Below are 17649 nucleotides of genomic sequence, written 5' to 3'. Positions count from 1 at the left end.
GTCACGCACCGCCCGCGGGCCGGACGTCGACCCAGACGTACACGGTCCTGTACGCGGAGTCGGCCGTCGGGTTCTCCGGCGGTTCGCCCCGGTAGAGGTGGGTCACGAACCGGACGTTCTCGCCGACGAGCGTCGCGCGGAACGACTGGGACTCGCGCCGGCTCTCGCCGTCCGCCAGCTCGAAGGATTGTTGATCGATCCCCCGCTCGTCCACGACGACCACGGAGCGGCCGTCCACCTCGACCCGCTGGAGCTCCGTGACGGCCGTGTACTCGACCGAGCGGCCCTCGTCGTTCGTCACCCCGACGGTGACCGTCGCGGACTCGCCCTCGGTCAGCGCGTCCGGGTACTCGTTCGCGACGAGCTCTCCGCCCTGCTCCGTCAGCAGGTGGAGGTCGGTCCTCGCCTCCCCGTCCGCGGGGACGGTCACCGCCGCGCCGAGCGTCGCGACCGCGAGGAGGGCGGCGACCGCGAGGAGGACGGTCGCGGCGGTCGAACCGTCGGAGAGCCAGCCGGCCGGCCCCGACGCGTCGCCGCCCGCTCCGACCCCGCGCGACCGACCGCCGCTGTGCGGGGAGCGACGGGCGCGACGGACGACCGTCGCGCCGGCGACGAGGAGGACGTACGCCGAGACTGCCGCGACGAGCCCCCACCGGGTCAGCTCCCCAGCGACGAGGGAGACGAGGAGCGCCGCGAGTGGGAGCACCGCGAGGCTGCCGCCGAGCGAGAGCGCGAACCGCTCGGCGAGCGCGGCGAACGTCCACGGCCCCCGCTCGCGCTCGGCGTACGCGAACGCCGCCGTCACGTAGCCGGGCAGCACTAGCAGGAGCAGCGCAGCGAACGGGAGCCGGACGACGCTCGTCGTCCCGACCGCGACGACGACGATCGCGACCGCGACGAGGGCGCCGACCGCGAACAGGTCGCGGCTCGCCAGCAGCTCGTCGGCCGTCGAGCTCATCGCACTCGACCGCGCCGACGGTCCGTCCGGAGTCTCGCGCCGACGCCGCGCGACGCGGTCGACCTGGGGTGCCGATTGCTCATCTTACCGTCTCCTCCGCCGCGTCGGCGTATCGTTATGCGGCGCCTATCTCGGCCGTCCGCGGCGACCGACCGGCGGCCGCCGGCGCGGTAAGCCGACGTTACCGCCGGAGGGCGTTCGGATCGTCGGCCGCGAACCGGCCGAATTCGGGCGACCAGACCGCCGCGTTCGCCTCGGTAAACGATCTCCACGCCTTATGAGCGTCCGGCGGGAAGGGGGGCCGATGGAGAACGAGCGGAACGAAGACGCCACCGACGACTGGGACCAGATCGGGTTCATCATCAGCTCCAAGTACCGGACCGCGGTGCTGGGCGAACTCGTCGACGGCCCGTCCATCCCCTCGTCGATCGCGTCCCGGACCGGGCTCCCGATCACGCACATCTCGCGGGCGCTGCGCTCGCTCCGGGAGCGCTCACTTGTCGAGCTGCTCGTCTCAAAGGAGAAGCGGAAGGGACGCATCTACGGCGTCACGGAGAAGGGGAAGCGCCTCTGGAACCGCATCGAGGTCGAGGGGCTGGCGGACTAGCCCATCGGTCGCGCCGCTCGTTCCCCGTCGACCGCCGTCGCGAACTTTCCGTCGACGGCCGCTGCGGACGCGTTCGCGGGGGTGTCGACGAAGTAGATGGTGAGCTCGCCGTTGTCCCTGACCACTCCGACGTCGGGCTGTGCCGCCACGGCCTCGAAGCTCTCCTCTGGGTACCGCAGCCCCCGGTACGCGATCACCTCGCGCTGGCGGTCGGCCTCCGCGACCGCGAAGTAGTGGTCGCGCCTGACCGCCTCGTCGGCGCTGTTTGCGTAGTACGCCGGTAGCCCGTCGAGCATCCCCTGCGCCGGCACCGGCCCGCTCGACCGCGGTCTCGGCGTCACCGGCCCCTCCCACGGCGCCGACTCCGACCCGTACAGCGCGACCTCGTAGCGGTCGGAGGAGTGTCGCACGCCGCCGAACCACACCGGCGACCCCTCGGACTGGCTCGCGAACGTCCGCTCGTAGCCGTCCATCTCCCCCTCTGGGACGTGCGAGCCCGAGAGGTAGACGAACGGCGAGGGGAACACCGTGGCCAGCGACAGCGACAGCACCAACACGACCGCGACGACCGCGACGACCGACCGGGCCTCCGGGAGGGCGGCGGCGATCCGGCTCCACGTCGACCGGGCCCCGGCCGACGCGGCGCCGACGTCCGTCAGGGGCGACTCGTCGGCCACAAGGTACCGGACGCCGACCGCTCCGAATATCGTGGCGAGCATCATGAGGAAGCCGACGTGCCGGAACAGGTACGTCGAGATGGAGCCCACGAAGTGGGCCGCGAGGAACGGGAGCAGGGCCACGAGGCCCGCGAAGAACAGCGCGGTGACGTCCCGCGTGGTGTCGGTCTCCCGCCGCATCGACCGGTGGTCGTCGAGCGGGCCGAGGAACCCGGAGATACGGCCCAACACGACGGCCGCTGCCAGAAGCGAGTAGACTGCTCCGACGCCGAACAGCTTGACGAACAGCTCCGGCAGGCTCGCGCCGATCGAGGAGGCGGACTGCCCCTGCTCCTCGACGCGGGGCGTCGCGCTCCCGTCGCCCCTAACGAACTCGCTCACCGACTGGATCATCGCTTCCGCGGTGCTGACGAACGCCCAGTCGTGGGTCGCGATCCAGACCGCGAACGTCACCGTCAGCAGCGCCGTCTGCGCCGTCAGCAGCCGGTACCCCGCGACCGAGTGGGCCGGGCGGAACCGTCGGAACGCGTGCTGCGCGACCGTCATCCCGCCGAGCAGGAACAGCACGTTCAACGCGATCTGGGGGTGGACCACCACCAGCGCGATCACGACCGGTGGCAGGAGGTACGTCGTGGGGACGGGCCGGGTCGACCCCGCGGTCACGCTGACGGTGTCGCCGAACCGCGCCGCGTTGCGGCCGGCCGCGCCGGCCCCGTCCGCGAGGCGCTCGACGGTTCGCTCCCGCCCGTCGCCGCCGATCAGGTGCGCGAAGACGAGGTAGAGCACGAACGGGGTGAACAGCATGCCGATCGAGTACGTGTGGAAGTGGAGGTACGTACTCACGTTGTTGATCGGTAAGAGCAGGAACGCGGAGAACGCGCCGACCGCCAGGGCCCGCCGGTCCGGGACGAGGAACCAGACGCAGCACGCGACGCTCGCGAAGAACGACAGCGTGTACGTCCACATGACGAGCATCATGGCGCGGGTGATCTCCACGCCCGCGACCTTCGTGAGGCTCGTCGCGATCAGGTGGCCGCCGGGGTAGAGCAGGTCGAGCGGATCGCCGCCGCCGCTGATCGTCCGCGCGAAGCCGAGGTGGACGAGCGAGTCCGCCCGGCCGTAGAAGTGGTAGCCGCGGATCAGCGGGAGCCCGGCGACCGTCGCGGCCCCGAGCCCCGCGAGCAGCACCGCAGGCGCGAGGTACCGCTCGTCGGAGAGGCAGACGGCGATCGAGACGCCGCCCGCGACCGCGAGCGCCGCCCACGTCACCGCCGGCGTCGCCGCGTACACCGACACCTCGTAGCCCGTGGCTGGCGCCGCGCGGGCGGCGGCGATCCCCGCCGCCAGCGCGAGGTAGCCGACCGCGAGCGCGACCGGGGCGACTATCCCTCGGTCCGGTTGCGGCCGGGCTCTCACGCCGTATCACGTCGGTTCCGTTCCCGCGGGTCGCGGGTCCCCTGCCGGCCCCCGCGCCCGGCGGACTGGTGAACGAACACTATCCCGAACGACCCCGGTAGCGACTTTTGTTATACATCGGCTACCGGGTTCGGGGGCGTGCACGTCCCGGGTCCCGCCGCCCGGCGGCGAGGTAAGCGATCCATTACAATCGGCCGGTCGGCCGGAGACGACCCCATGCGAGTCGTCTTCTTCACGAACACGCCCGCCCACGTCCACCTGTACAGACACGCCGTCGACCGGCTCGAACGCGCCGGACACGACGTGCTCGTGCTGGGGCGAGACTACGGCTGTACGGTCGCGCTGTTAGACCGGTTCGACCTCCCGTACCGGGTGTACGGGGCGTGCGGGACGACGAAGGGGTCGGTGTTCCGGAACCTCCCGCGCCACTACGCGAACATTGTTCCCGCCGTCCGGTCGTTCGGTCCGGACGTGATCTTCGGCGTGGGCGCCTACGCGGCCCACGCCGGCCTGGCGAGCCGGACACCGGCGGTGCTGGTCCTCGACTCGGAGCCGACCTCGATCGACCACGCCATCTCGCGGCCGTTCGCCGCTGCGTTCCTCACGCCGCACGCCTTCCGGAAGGACCTCGGCGAGAACCACTACCAGTTCCGCGGCTTCTGCGAGACGGCGTACCTCCACCCGGACGTGTACCAGCCGAATCCTGAGATACGCGACGAGCTCGGACTCGACGCTGACGAGCCGTTCGTCCTGCTGCGGTTCAACGCGTTCGGCTCCCACCACGACGTCGGCCAGTCCGGGTTCACGCCGGAGCAGCGTCGGCGGCTGGTCGAGACGTTCGCGGAGCACGCCACGGTGTTCGTCTCGGACGAGGGCGGGACGGTCGACCTCGACGCGCTGCCGGCCCGCGAGTTCGACGTCCACCCGGCGCTGCTCCACGACGCCCTCTCCGCGGCGCGGCTCGTCGTCACCGACACGCAGACGGTCTGTACCGAGGCCGCGCTGCTCGGCACGCCGGTCGTCAGGTCGAACTCCTTCGTCGGGGACGGCGACATGGGGAACTTCACCGAGCTCGAACGGCAGGGGCTCGTCGTCAACACCGCCGACTTCGACGAGGTCCTCTCCACGGGCGTCGGCGTCCTGCTCGACGAGTCGATCGGCGTCGAGTGGCGGCGGCGCCGCAACGAGTACGTGGGCGGACTGGTCGACCTCACGGGGGTCATCGTCGCGTGCGCCGAGGCGGGCGGCCCCGAGGGCGTCCCCGGGCTCGAACGCTGGCGGGCCGGCACGGAGGAGTCCGGTCCGGACCGGAGCGCGCCCGTCACGGAGGAGTCGACGTGACGGCATCCGGCGCCGCGACGCGGCCGCTGGAGACGCCGGAGCGCGACGGGGAGGGCCGGCGCGTCACCGACGACGAGGCGGCGCGGGCGCTGGAGGCGACGCTCGCGTACGCCAGGGAGCGGGAGTACACGGGCTGGGACTACTTCGACGGGATGAGCAGCCGGTTCCGCCGGTGGCTCCCGGTCGAGAACAAGTGGCTGAACATCGCGGTCCAGGAGGGGATAAAGCGGTTCCCGGTCAACGTCCGCCGGCCGATGCTGGTGGAACAGCGGCAGAGCTTCAAGGGGACGGCGCTGTTCGTCATGGCCAATCGGGCGGCCGCCGAACGCGCCGCAGACGAGGGAGCCCCGGAGTCGAATCGACTGGACGCGGAGGGGTACCGCCGCGAGGCAGACCGGCTGTCCGCGTGGCTCGTCGAGAACCGGAGCCGGGGGTACGCGGGCTTCTGTGGCGGCCACCAGCACGCGACGCAGGGGCTCGACGAGCGGCTCCCGGCGCGACACCCCGGGATCGTCTCGACCGGCTACGCCGTGCGGGCGCTGCTGTCCGGGAGCGAGGCGAGCGGGGAGGGCACACGAGTACCCGATCGATTCGACGGGCTCGACCTCGACGCCGCCGGCTCGGCCGAGGGGTTCGCCGCGGTCGCGGAGTCGGCGCTCCCGTTCGTGTTCGAGGACCTGAACTACCGGGAGACCGGCGAGACGGCGCGGATCGACTACCACGCCAGCGCCGAGCCGGGCGAGACGACCGTCATCAACGCGAACGCCATCGGCGCCCGGCTCCTCCTCGACCTCCACGCGCGCCGGCCGCGGCCCGAACTCCGCGAGCGGGCGGAGCGGATCCTCGACTACGTCGCGGAGCGGCAGGCCCCGATCGGCGGGTGGTACTACACCGACCCGCCGTCCGCGTCGCACCTCTCGATGGACAACCACCACAACGGGTTCGTCCTCGAGTCGCTCCTCCGTTACCGGGAGGTGACCGGATCGACCCGGTACGACGAGACGCTGGAGCGCGGCCTGCGGTTCTACCGGGAGACGCTGTTCGAGCCGTCCGGTGCCCCGAACTGGGACGAGACGAGCGCCTACCCGAAGGACGTCCACGCCGCCGCGGAGGGGATCGTGCTGTTCAGCGCGGCGGGCGACACGGCGTTCGCGTCGCGGATCCTCGACTGGACGCTCTCGGAGCTGTACGCCGGCGACGGCCGCTTCCGCTACCAGAAGCGGCGGTTCTACACCAAGCGGTTCACGCTGATGCGGTGGTGCCAGGCGTGGATGGCGTTCGCGCTGGGCGAGTACCTCCGCGCGCGGCGGCGCGAAGAGAGCTCGAAGGACTGAACAGAAAAAAGGCCGTTCGACCGCGACCGCTTCGCTCCTGCCGTCACTTTTCGGCCGCGCGTTCTGCTACCGACGAGCCGTCGCCGAGTACCGACTCCAGTGCGTCGACGGTCCGACCGGCCGCGTCGCCGCCGCCGTAGAGCTCGGGCTTCGGCGGGAGCGGCGAGCGGTCGGTCAGCGCGGCCGCGATGCGGTCGGCGTCGCCGCCGACCAGGACGTTCCACCCCGCTTCGACGGTCTCGACCCACTCGGTCTCCTCGCGGAGCGTGACGCAGGGCGTGTCGAGGTAGAACGCCTCCTTCTGGACCCCGCCGGAGTCGGTTGCGACCTTCGACGCGTCCGCCAGCAGGCGAAGGAAGGCGACGTAGCCGACCGGGTCGACGAGTCGGAGCCGTTCCGCGGCGTCGTCGTACAGCCCGTGCTCGTGCAGCGCGGCCTCGGTCCGCGGGTGGAGCGGCAGGACCACGGGGTCGTCGACGGCCGCGAGCCCGTCCAGGATGGCGGCCAGCCGGTCCGGGTCGTCGGTGTTCGCCGCGCGGTGGACCGTCGCCAGCACGTACTCGTCGGGCCGGATCCCCGACACCGGGAGCGGCGTCGACTCGTCGAGCGCGCGGTCGCGGACCGCGAGAACGGCGTCGTACATCACGTCGCCGGTGACGACGACCTCGCCGCGGACGTTGTCCCCGCGGAGGGTCTCCGCGGCGTTCGCCGCGGGGGTGAGGAGGAGGTCCGAGCAGTGGTCGGTGAGGACGCGGTTCACCTCCTCCGGCATCGACCACTTCCCGCTCCGGAGACCGGCCTCGACGTGCGCCAGCGCCGGCTCGCGCTTGGCCGCGACCAGCGCGGCCGCGAGCGTCGAGTTCGTGTCGCCGTACACCAACACGACGTCGGGCGCCTCCTCGGCGATCACCTCGTCGAGCAGCCGCATCATCTCCGCCGTCTGCGGGGCGTGGTCGCCGGAGCCGACCCCGAGGTTGTAGTCCGGCTCGGGGATGTCCAGCTCCTCGAAGAACACGCCGGAAAGCGCCTCGTCGTAGTGTTGCCCCGTGTGGATCAGCACCTCCTCGTGGGCCTCTCGCAGCCGCCGCGAGACGGGGAACGTCTTCACGAACTGGGGGCGCGCGCCGACCACCGAGCAGACTCGCACGGTCACTCCTCCCCCGCCGGGGTCTCCTCACCCGGCGAGGCGTCCTCGGTCTCGACGTCGACCCGCCACGGGGGCGCTTCCGAGTCGACGCGAACCTCCAGGTCGGCGTTCCGCCGCCGCTCGCCCGCGACGCCCGCGAGGAACGCGGCGACCCCGACCAGCGCGAGCGCGACGCCGACGGAGGCCGCCGCGGGGACGAGCGAGAGCAGCGACCCGAGCCCGACGGCGAGCCCGGCGCCGACCGACCCGATCCCGAACAGCTGCGCGGCTGCGGTCGGGTCGCCGAACCCGCGGCCCCGCGCCGCGAACAGCCGTCCGAGGTAGCTCCGCAACAGGAGCAGCGAGAGCGCGGGGACGAACGAGCCGTAGCGGATGTGGCTGGTCTCGTCGCCGTACACCGCCCGCATCGGGACGTCGGCGATCCGGAGCCCCTGTCGGTTGAGCCGGACGAGCAGGTGGTTGCAGAACCCGTAGTCGTCGTACAGCGACTCGAAGGCGACACGGTCGAGCGCGGTCCGGGAGATGGCCGTGTACCCGTTCTGCGGGTCCGTCATCCGCCAGTAGCCGCTGGCGACCCGGGTGAGCCCGGTGAGCAGGACGTTGCCGAACGTCCGCCACCCGGACATGTCGCGCCGGTACTCCGTGTGCCAGAGCCGGTTCCCCTTCGCGTAGTCCGCGTCGCCGCTCACAACCGGGTCGATGATCCGGTCGAGGATCGACGGGTCCATCTGGCCGTCCCCGTTCATCACCGCCACGACGTCGACGCCCGCGTCGTCGGCGACGGCGTTGCGGTAGCCGGTCTTTATCGCGCCGCCGACGCCGGTGTTCTCCCGGTGGCGGAGCGCGACGATCCGCCGGTCCGGGAGCGCCGTCCCGGAGCGGGCGTCCCGGGCGGCGATCCGGTCCCGCCAGGCCGGCCCGGTCCCGTCGGGAATCGGCCCGGTCCCGTCGGGCATCGGCCCGGAGCCGTCGGCTATCGGCCCGGAGCCGTCGGTCCTGACCCCCGACGCCTCGGGGATCCCCCGCAGCCGACCGCCGGGCCGCTCCGATCCCTCGAACCCGTCGAGGGTCTCGCGGATCTCCGTCCACGTGTCGTCGGTCGAACGGTCGTCGACGACGTACACGCGGTCGACGAACGCGGGGACCGTCTCGATCACCTCGCCCACGAACCCCGCCTCGTTGTAGGCGGGGATCACGACCGCGACCGTGGCGCCCTCGTACATCACTCCCACCCCCGGCCGACGGTGTAGACGTCGTGGGCCGTCGCGGAGAGGTCGAGCGCCTGCCGGCCGTCCACGACGGGGATCCCGGTCCGCTCGCCGTCCGGACCCGTCCGCTCGAACGCGGTCCAGTCGAAGTCGTCGAACTCGTTGTGCGCGGTGACGAGGACCGCGGCGTCGACGTCGCGGGCCGCGATCTCGTCGAGCGGGACGTGTTCGCCGGGCATCTCCGGCAGCGCGTCGAGGATCGGGTCCACCGCGAGGACGGTGGCCCCGAGGCGGTCGAGCCGGTGGGCGATGTCGATCGCCGGCGACGCCCGCGTCTCCGGGACGCCGGCGCGGTAGGCCACGCCGAACAGCGCGACCGTCGCGCCGTCGACCGACCCCGTCGCCTCGAGTTGGTCGACGAGCGTTTCGACGACGAACCCCGGCATCCGCTCGTTGACGTCGCGTGCCGTCCGGATCAGCGCCGCGCGGTCGTCGATCCCGTCGAGGAGGAAGTACGGGTAGTACGGGATGCAGTGGCCGCCGACCCCGGCGCCCGGCGTCAGGATGTCGCAGAACGGCTGCGTGTTCGCGGCCTCGATGGTCTCGACCACGTCGACCCCGAATTCGTCGGTCAGCGTCGCCAGCTCGTTGGCGAGCGCGATGTTGACGTCGCGGTAGACCCCCTCGAACAGCTTGACGCACTCCGCGGTCCGCGCGTCGCTGGTGCGGATCACCTCGTTGTCGGTCAGCTCGTCGTAGACGAACTCGGCGACGCGGGCGCTCTCGGCGTCGACCCCGCCGACGATCTTCGGATACGACCCGCGGATGTCCTCCAGCGCGCGGCCGCTGGCGGTGCGCTCCGGGGTGTGTGCGAGGCCGAACTCGCCCGGCTCGCGGTCGCCGGCGGTCAGGATCGGCCCGATAACGTCGGCGCACGTCCCCGGGGGGACGGTCGACTCCACGAACACCGCGTCGCCCGGGTCGAGGCCGGCGCGAACGGTCTCGGCGGCCGCCTCGAGCGCCGCGAGGTCGGGGTCGTCGTCCCCGTCGATCACGGTGGGGACGACGATCACGTGGACGCGCGCGGCCGACGCCGCGGCCTCGCCGTCCGTCGTGGCGACGAAACGCCCGTCGGCGACCGCGTTCGACAGCAGCGACGACACCCCCGGCTCGTGGTCGAAGGGGTTGGCCCCGTCGTTCAGCGCCGCGACCCGCCCGGGGTCGATATCCACGCCGGTGACCGCGCCGGTCGCCTCGGCGTACACGAGCGACAGCGGCAGGCCGATCTTCCCCATCCCGTACACCGCGACGGGGACCTCTCCCGCGCGGAAGGCCGCCCGCTGGCGCGCCGCGCTCGCGTCGGCGCCGTACAGCCCGACGGTCTCCGTCGGCGGGGCATTCGCGGTCATCGTCCACCCGTCCCGGCGACGGTCGCCTCGGGACCGTCGACCGCGTCGCGGATCCGGCGGACCAGCTCGATCGCTCGGAGCCCGTCCTCGCCGGTGACCTCGGGGGTCGACCCCGTCTTCGCCGCCGACACGAACGACTCCAGCTCCGCGCGGAGCGGCTCGCCGTTGGCGACCTGCGGCCGCTCGACGACGCTCTCGGAGCGGTACCGGACGTCGCCGTCCGACTCGACGTAGCCGGGGAGCGAGCGCCGGTGTATCTTCACCGACTGCGTGAGGTAGTCCACGGTCACCCGGCACTCGCGGCCGGTGACGGCGAGCTCGCGGACCTTCTGGTGGGTGATCCGGCTCGCCGTCAGCGTCCCCAACACGCCGTTGTCGAGCGTGAGCGTCGCCGCGACGTGAGGGTCGCCGTCGACCCCGGCCGCGTACGTCTCCGCGACGTCGGCGTCGAACAGCGACAGCACGACGTCGAGGTCGTGGATCATCAGGTCCTCGACCACGCCGTCCGCGTTCTCGCGGTCGACCGGCGGGCCGAGCCGCCGCGCGTCGACCGCGAGCACCTCCATCTCCGGTAACACGTCGCCGAGGGCCCGCACGGCCGGGTTGAACCGCTCGATGTGCCCGACCTGGAGCCGGAGGTCGTTCCGGTCGGCGAGCGCGATCAGCTCGCGGCCCTCGTCGGGGTCGTCGACGAACGGCTTCTCGACGAGGACGTGGGTGTCGGCCTCCAGCGCCTCGCGCACGATGGGCGCGTGGAAGCGGGTCGGGACGACCACCGAGACGGCGTCGACCGCCTGGAGCAGCGTCCCCCGGTTGAGCGCCCGCGTCCCGTGTTTCTCGGCGACCTCCGTCGCGCGGTCCCAGTCGGTGTCCGCGACGCCGACGAGCTCGGCGTCAGGCGTGTTGGCGTACACGCGGGCGTGGTGCGCGCCCATGCTCCCGACGCCGACGACGCCGACGCGGAGCGGCCCGTCGTCAGTCATCGGCGGCCACCTCCGTCTCGGCGAGGCCGTAGTGGCCCCGCACGGCGGCGGCGACCCGGTCGACCGCCTCGTCGGTGAGCCCCGGGTGTACCGGCAGCGACACGACCTCGTCGGCGAGCCGGCGCGCCGTCGGAACCGCCGGGTCGTACCCGTCGTACGCCGGCTGGTCCGGGATGGTCGTCGGGTAGTAGACGGCCGTGTCCACCCCGCGCTCGTCGAGGTGCTCGCGGAGCGCGGCCCGGTCCTGACACCGGACCGTGTACTGGTGGTAGACGTGGCGCCGCCCCGGCGGCTCCGTCGGGAGCGTCAGCTCGGGGACGTCCTCCAGCGCCGCGGAGAGCCGCACCGCGTTCTTGCGGCGGCGGGCGTTGTACGCCGGGAGCTTCCGGAGCTGCTCGACGCCGATCCCGGCCGCGAGGCTCGTCATCCGGAGGTTATGGCCCACGGAGACGTGGTCGTAGCCGCGCTCGGCGCCGTCCGCGCGCCCGTGATTGACGAAGCGGGCGGCGCGGTCGGCGACCTCCTCGTCGTCCGTGACGACCATCCCGCCCTCCCCGGTCGTCATGTTCTTCGTCGGGTAAAACGAGAAGCAGCCGGCGTCGCCGAGCGCGCCGACGGACGTCCCCTCGTAGGCCGCCCCGTGCGCCTGCGCGGCGTCCTCGATCAGCGCGAGGTCGTGCTCGTCCGCGATCGCATTCAGCCGGCCCATGTCCGCCGGCAGCCCGTACAGGTGGACCGGCAGGATCGCGGCGACGTCGTCGGTCGCCGCGACCGCGTCCTCGACCGCGTCCGGGTCGATCGTGTACGTCTCGGGGTCGACGTCCGCGAACACCGGCTCGGCGCCGCAGAGTCGGACCGCGTTCGCGCTCGCGACGAAGGAGAACGGGGTTGTGACGACCGCGTCGCCCTCGCCGATCCCGAGGCCCTCCAGCGCCGCGTGGAGGGCCGCGGTCCCGTTGGCGACCGCGACGCCGCGCTCGGCGCCGCAGTGGTCCGCGAAGGCGCGCTCGAACTCCCGGACGACGGGGCCGTCGGCCAGCCGACCGCCCGTGAGCACCTCGCGCACCCGCTCTATCTCCCGCTCGCCGACGTCGGGGTCGGCGATGGCGACCCGGCTCATGCTATCGAGTTCGAGCCGTCGAGCGGTTCCGGGAGGTCACGGGGCGCGGCGGGGACGCCGGCCGCGAGCGTCTCGGGCGGGACGTCCTCGGTGACGACCGCGCCGGCGGCCACGAACGCCCGCTCGCCGACGGTGACGCCGGGGAGCACGGTCGCGTTGGCCCCGACGGAGACTGAGTCGGCGAGCTTGGGTCCGTCGAGGTCGACATCACGCCGGACCGGGTACGGGTCGTTCGTCAGCACCGCGTTCGGGCCGACGAACACGTCGTCGCCGATCGCGGTCTCCTGCGGGACGTACACCCCGCTCTGGAGGCTGACGCGCGAGCCGATCGTCGTCTCGCCGTCGACGATCGCGTTCGTCCCGACGAGCACGTCGTCACCGAGCTCGGTGTGTTCCCTGACGAGGGCGTTGTGTCCGGTCGTGAACCCGTCGCCTGCCCGCACGTCGGCGTACACGACCGATCCGGACCGCACCGTCGCGTCGTCGCCGACGACCGTGGGACCGGCGTCGTCGGCGTACTCGTACCCGAGCGTCGCCCGCTCGCTTACCGTCGACCCCGCGCCGAGCCTGACGTCCGCGACCGTCGACTCCGGGGCGCTTCGTTGTGAGTCTCGCATGGTTCGTTCGTGTGGCGCTGGGGCCGGTCCGGCCATTGTTATAGAGAGGCTTGCCGGGGTACGATCCCCATACCCGGCCGGTAGCGGCGTCCAGGCGACGGCCGAAGACGGGTCTCGAGGGCGCCGCAGTCGGCGAGTTCGAATCGGAGCGAGGCGGAGTACGGCGGGCGACCGCGCCGGCGGTCCACGCGCTCGGAGCGGATCGCTCCCGCGGATCGACGGACGGAGTAAGGGCGGGGCGGCCGGAGTGTGGCCAGCGTTACTCGAATTCGGCTCCCGACGTGGCCCGCGTTACTCGCCGCCGGATCGCGGCGGATCGAAACGGCGGCGACGCGGCGAACCGGCACTCAGCGCCCCCGAGACCGGAGGTATGTCCATCGTAACAATGTCGGTGTCCGCCGCATCCCTCGCCATGGAACTCACATCGGTTCACGCGGCGCTGGTGCTGCTAGTGGTCGTCGGCGGGGCCGTCGGCGCCTCGTCGGTCGCCGACCTCGGGGGCGGGGAGTCGCTGACCGTCGAGGGGACTGACGCGGCGACGTCGCCCGACGGCGACGCCGCCTTCGAGGTCCGGACGACGCTCAACAACACCGGGTCGGCGAACGTCACGCGGACCGTCGCGCTCGTCGTCGAAGACGACGCGAACGCCTCGTTCACCGCGGACGAGCGGACGGTGACGCTGGCGCCGGGGGAGACCCGGCAGCTGACGCTGTCGGCCCCGCGGGACGCCCTGACCGCGGGGGAGTACGAGTACGCGCTCGACGACGAGACGGGGACGCTGGCGGCGGGGACGGTCGCGCTCGACCCCTCCGTCTTCGCCGTCTCCGAGGCCGACGCGGACCCGGTCGTCCGCGGGGATGAGGGCGCTGTCGCGGCGACCGTCGCCAACGACGGCGACTTCCGGGGGGTCCGAACCGTCGAACTGCGGCTGGACCGGGACGGCGACGGCGCGTTCGACGACGCCGAGACGGTCGCCACACGGTCGCCGACGCTGCGCCCCGGAGGGGAGGCGTCCGTGCGGTTCGCCGTCCCGACCGAGGAGCTCGAACCCGGGCGCTACGCCTACCGCGTCGAGGCGGCCGGCGGCGCGCGGGAGGGGACGCTCGTCGTCCACCGCCCCGCGAGCCTCCGCGTCGAGGCGGCGTCGATGACGACCGACGCCGTCCGCGGCGACCGGTTCGAGGGGTCGGTGACCCTGCGGAACGTCGGCGACGTCCCGGGCACCGAGACGGTCCGCCTCGACGGCCCGACCGAGGCGTTCGGCTGGAACCGGACGGTGACGCTCGCCGGGAACGAGACGGCGGCGCTGTCGTTCGACGCCGCGACGGGCGGCCTCGACCGCGGGAACTACTCGGTCGCCGTCGCGACGGGGAACGACTCGGCCTCGGAGACGCTCCGCGTCCGGGAGAGCTTCCTCAAGGTCGCCGACGTGGACGGATCGGAGTCGGCCGACGTGGACGACGACGTCGGGTTCACCGCGCGGGTGTCGAACATCGGTGACGCCGCGGCGAACGAGACCGTCGAACACCGCATCGATCTGGACGGAGACGACGACCCGGAGACGGTGACGGGCAACCGGACCGTGACCCTCGCCCCGGGTGAGCGGACGACGGTCGAATTCGCGATCGCCGCCGACGACCGCGAGCGGTTCACCGACCGCGACCTGCTCGGTACGCACGTCTACGGCGTGTACACCGAAGACACCAACGCGACCGGCGTCGTCGTCGTCCGCGACTACTACTCGGGCGGTGGCGGCTCCGACTCGTCGCCTTCCCCCTCCGACGAGGCCGAGACGGTCTCGAAGGACGCGATCACTCAGGAGAAGTACGGGCTCGACTACGACGAGGTCAGCGGCGAGACGGCCGAACAGGTCGACGAACTGTACGAGCGGCAGCCGTTCGCGAACGGGCTCGCCGTCACCGAGGTGCTGACTCGCGAGGAGATCGCGCGACAGGAGTTCGGGCTCGACGTCGAGCGGAACGACGACTTCGATTTCACGTCGATCGACGTCGAGACCCAACAGGAGATCGAAGCCGCCTTCGACGCGCAGTTCGAGTCCGGCGACGGGGACCGGATCGAGTCGTGGGACGAGCTGGCCCGCGCGGAGTTCAACAGCGAGTACGAGGCGCTCACGGAGAGCCAGCAGGCGACGATCCGAGAGCGGTACGACGAGCAGTTCGAGTGAGCGCCACGGCGGTCTCGCGGACGCGGACCGCCCGTTACCACGAATTAGCTGAGTTGCGGCGGATCGGTCATCGACCGTCGATCGCGGGCGTCTCGTCGGCGACCCGCGCTATTTCCTCCGACGGGACGCGGATCACGGACTCGACGTCGCCGCGCGCGTTGAACGGGTTGACGAACAGGCCGAGCTCCTCGTCCGCCGCTAGGAACACGTACGTGCTCGCGGTCGGGACGCCCGGCACCCGCGCGCCGAGCGGCCGGCGCCGCGGGAAGGCGGCGAGCTCGTACCACTCCTCGTACGCCGAGGCGGAGGAGGCGACCAGCACCCGCGCAGCGTCGCCGCTGCGGTTCCCCCGGCCCTCGGGCGCGGTGCTGTCGGCGCCGACCTCGGCGGCGGTCGCGACCGCGACCCAGCGCTTGCCGTCGACCGGCAGCGTCGCGGCGTAGTAGGCGGAGGCGTCGGTCCGCCCGACCGTGACGGGGTCAGCCGATCCCCCACGGTCCAGCCGGAGGAGCTCGACGGACGAGGCGTACGAGCAGTCCATCCCCCACACCACCGACGAGGGGGTGAACGCAAGGCCGACCGCCCGCCACCGCTGGCTGCCGGTCCCCGCGCGGACGAACTCGTCGCCGTCGATCGTCCCCACTGCGCTCTCGTCGTCGGCGTCGCCCGACGTCGCCCACAGGTCGCCGCCGTACGGGTCGCTGAAGACGCCGTGGAAGTGGCGGACCGCGGTCGTCTCGACGCGCGTCTCCCACGTCCGGCCGCCGTCCCCGCTCCGGAGGATCCGGGCCGGGTCGTCGCCGAGCGTGTACTCGGCGAGGTAGACGTCGCCGCCGTGGAGACAGAGGGAGGTCGGGAGGACGCCCATCGGGCCGGAGGAGTCGGGGAGGCGGTACACGGGCGCCCACGAACGCCCGTCGTCGCCGGAGCGGAACACGCGGTGCCCAACCGTCGCGAGCAGCGCGTCGCCGCGCAGCGGCCACAGGTTCGTCGTCGTCCACGAGCCGACGAGCGGGCGCAAGAGCCCCTTCGCGAGCCGCCCGTGTCGGAGCCGGAACGCGGCGTCCGCGCCGCCCTCCGGGGTCGGGAGCGTCCCGAGCGTCACGCGGCCAGCGCCCGGCGTCCAGGCGCCGACCGTCCGCCCGCGCGTCCAGTAGAGCCGCCCGTCGCGGACCCCGGCGACCCGCGCCTCCGTGCCGAGGCCGAGCGGCTCGCCCCGGGCGGCGATCCCGTTCCCGGTCGTCGGATCCGCGTCGGTTCGGTCCATCGGCGGGGTCACCGGTCGGGGGCGGACTCCCCGTTCGGGTCGCCCGCGTCCCTGCCGTCGTCCGCGTCCCTGCCGTCGTCTGCGTCCCTTCCGCCGTCAGCGGCGGCAGGCGCGGGTTCGACCGCCGCGTCCTCCGAATCCGGGCCGAGCCGCCCCGAGTCGATCATGGCGACGAGCGGGTTGTCGTCGATCTCGAGCGGGAGGTCGACCCGCCCGCCGCGCCGCGTCGACTCCCAGGCGGCGAACACCACCTCCGTCGCGCGGAGCGCGTTCCGCCCGGAGAGCTCGGGCTCTTCGCCCGTCCGTAACCCCTCTACCGCGTCGGCGACCGCGCGCTCGATGAACACCGGCGACTCGCGGTCCGCCGTCGAGAGCAGCGGCACCCGGTTGCGGACCTTCTCCAGCGCGGCGCCGAGGTACCCCGGAGAGTCGCGGCCGTGGAGGTTCTCCCCGTCCGTATCGACAGTCGTCCACGTCCCGTCGTCCGTCCGGTAGCGCAGCGTCGGCCCGTCGTCGACGCCGAGTTCGACGACGCCGTCGGCGCCGACGAGCCGGAGGTAACACGCCCCCGGGGGCCTGGAGTCGCCGGTCGTGGCGAGCCCGAACGTCCCGTCCTCGTAGCGCCACTGGACGAGCGCCTGCGTGGCGTTCGGCGTCCCGAACCAGACGTTCTCCGCCCGGTAGTCGACCTGCGCGGCGACCCACTCCACGTCGGCCTCGTCGACGAAGTACTGACAGAGGTCGACCTGATGGATGCCGGCGTCGAACAGCGTCTCGCCGGCGAACTCCAGCCGCCGCAGCGGCCCGACCTCGCCGTTCTCGACCAGCCGCTTCGCCTTGCGGAACGGCGCGCCGAACCGGCGCTGGTGGTTGACCGTGAGCTGGACATCGGCGTCGTCGCACGCGCGGACCATCGCCCGGCAGTCCGCCCACGTGTCCGCCATCGGCTTCTCGCAGTGGACGCCGTCGACGACCCCGCTCTCGGCGCAGTCGACGACGATCTCGGCGTGGATCCCGGGCGGGACGCAGACGCTCACGAGGTCGGGCTCGACGGCGGCGAGCATCGCCTCGTACTCCTCGTAGGCGGCGTCCGCCCCGAGGTCGAACGTCCGGGCGAACGCCGCCCCGTTCTCGGGGACGATGTCCGCGCAGGCGACGAGTTCGCACTCCGGGTTGCTCGCGTAGGCGCGTCCGTGCCGGTACCCCATCGCGTAGCCGTCTCGACCGGGATCCTCGGGGTCGGGGCCCGTGCCGATGACCGCGACGTCGTAGACCATGTCGCCCGGAGAACGCCGACGCCGTCCAAAGAGTATAGACCGCCTACCCCCGCGGCCCCGTGCTAACTCGGCGGATCGGCGGCGGACGCCCCCGGTACGGCTC

Annotated in this window: 14 protein-coding genes; 4 read left to right on the top strand and 10 right to left on the bottom strand. The window is 72.7% G+C overall.

Annotated elements, in window-relative coordinates; all coding sequences use genetic code 11:
- Nucleotide 1: 1 nt before the first annotated feature.
- On the bottom strand, nt 2-958 hold the full coding sequence (locus tag B378_RS0106940; protein WP_017343089.1) for a DUF1616 domain-containing protein: 957 nt from the start codon (nt 956-958) through the stop codon (nt 2-4).
- A gap of 304 nt (nt 959-1262) precedes the next feature.
- Here B378_RS0106940 and B378_RS0106935 point away from each other — a divergent pair, with 304 nt between their 5' ends.
- A complete protein-coding gene (locus B378_RS0106935) occupies nt 1263-1565 on the top strand; it encodes a winged helix-turn-helix domain-containing protein (RefSeq protein WP_017343088.1) in 303 nt (100 codons plus the stop codon).
- On the opposite strand, the gene B378_RS0106930 is transcribed toward B378_RS0106935, so the two are convergent.
- Nucleotides 1562-3658 carry a hypothetical protein gene (locus B378_RS0106930; protein ID WP_017343087.1) on the bottom strand — a complete coding sequence of 699 codons (2097 nt, stop codon included), beginning with the start codon at nt 3656-3658 and terminating at the stop codon, nt 1562-1564. The genes B378_RS0106935 and B378_RS0106930 overlap by 4 nt on opposite strands.
- 216 nt (nt 3659-3874) lie before the next feature.
- On the opposite strand from B378_RS0106930, the gene B378_RS0106925 reads away from it, so the two are divergent.
- Together B378_RS0106925 and B378_RS0106920 are read left to right on the top strand one after the other, a co-directional pair.
- Nucleotides 3875-4999 (top strand): DUF354 domain-containing protein, encoded by a 1125-nt coding sequence (locus tag B378_RS0106925; RefSeq protein WP_017343086.1) that lies wholly within the window; start codon nt 3875-3877, stop codon nt 4997-4999.
- Nucleotides 4996-6333 (top strand): antibiotic ABC transporter permease, encoded by a 1338-nt coding sequence (locus B378_RS0106920; protein ID WP_017343085.1) that lies wholly within the window; start codon nt 4996-4998, stop codon nt 6331-6333. The genes B378_RS0106925 and B378_RS0106920 overlap by 4 nt, the downstream gene beginning before the upstream one ends.
- A gap of 43 nt (nt 6334-6376) precedes the next feature.
- Here B378_RS0106920 and wecB read toward each other — a convergent pair whose 3' ends face one another.
- From wecB to B378_RS0106890, 6 genes are read right to left on the bottom strand one after another with little or no spacing between them, the layout of a single operon-like run.
- Nucleotides 6377-7480, bottom strand: a complete 1104-nt coding sequence (gene wecB / locus B378_RS0106915) for a non-hydrolyzing UDP-N-acetylglucosamine 2-epimerase (protein WP_155118191.1) — start codon at nt 7478-7480, stop codon at nt 6377-6379.
- A gap of 2 nt (nt 7481-7482) precedes the next feature.
- Entirely contained in the window at nt 7483-8703 is a 1221-nt protein-coding gene (locus B378_RS0106910; protein WP_017343083.1) for a glycosyltransferase family 2 protein, read from the bottom strand.
- Entirely contained in the window at nt 8703-10097 is a 1395-nt protein-coding gene (locus B378_RS0106905; RefSeq protein ID WP_017343082.1) for a nucleotide sugar dehydrogenase, read from the bottom strand. Before B378_RS0106905 ends, B378_RS0106910 begins: the two co-directional genes overlap by 1 nt.
- On the bottom strand, nt 10094-11080 hold the full coding sequence (locus B378_RS0106900; RefSeq protein WP_017343081.1) for a Gfo/Idh/MocA family protein: 987 nt from the start codon (nt 11078-11080) through the stop codon (nt 10094-10096). The genes B378_RS0106905 and B378_RS0106900 overlap by 4 nt, the downstream gene beginning before the upstream one ends.
- A complete protein-coding gene (locus B378_RS15815) occupies nt 11073-12200 on the bottom strand; it encodes a DegT/DnrJ/EryC1/StrS aminotransferase family protein (RefSeq protein WP_017343080.1) in 1128 nt (375 codons plus the stop codon). Before B378_RS15815 ends, B378_RS0106900 begins: the two co-directional genes overlap by 8 nt.
- On the bottom strand, nt 12197-12817 hold the full coding sequence (locus B378_RS0106890) for an acyltransferase (RefSeq protein ID WP_017343079.1): 621 nt from the start codon (nt 12815-12817) through the stop codon (nt 12197-12199). The genes B378_RS15815 and B378_RS0106890 overlap by 4 nt, the downstream gene beginning before the upstream one ends.
- A gap of 412 nt (nt 12818-13229) precedes the next feature.
- Here B378_RS0106890 and B378_RS0106885 point away from each other — a divergent pair, with 412 nt between their 5' ends.
- The gene (locus tag B378_RS0106885) at nt 13230-15002 is read left to right on the top strand and encodes a hypothetical protein (RefSeq protein ID WP_017343078.1); all 1773 of its coding nucleotides are present in this window, start codon (nt 13230-13232) and stop codon (nt 15000-15002) included.
- A 67-nt stretch (nt 15003-15069) separates the two neighbouring features.
- Here B378_RS0106885 and B378_RS0106880 read toward each other — a convergent pair whose 3' ends face one another.
- Together B378_RS0106880 and B378_RS0106875 are read right to left on the bottom strand one after the other, a co-directional pair.
- Nucleotides 15070-16269 (bottom strand): hypothetical protein, encoded by a 1200-nt coding sequence (locus B378_RS0106880; protein ID WP_017343077.1) that lies wholly within the window; start codon nt 16267-16269, stop codon nt 15070-15072.
- Nucleotides 16270-16277: 8 nt separating this feature from the next.
- On the bottom strand, nt 16278-17546 hold the full coding sequence (locus B378_RS0106875) for a Gfo/Idh/MocA family protein (RefSeq protein WP_017343076.1): 1269 nt from the start codon (nt 17544-17546) through the stop codon (nt 16278-16280).
- Nucleotides 17547-17649: the final 103 nt, after the last annotated feature.

The organism is Halorubrum sp. T3, assembly GCF_000296615.1.
Taxonomy (GTDB): Archaea; Halobacteriota; Halobacteria; order Halobacteriales; family Haloferacaceae; genus Halorubrum; species Halorubrum ruber.
This window is presented reverse-complemented; position numbering and strand designations above follow the sequence as displayed.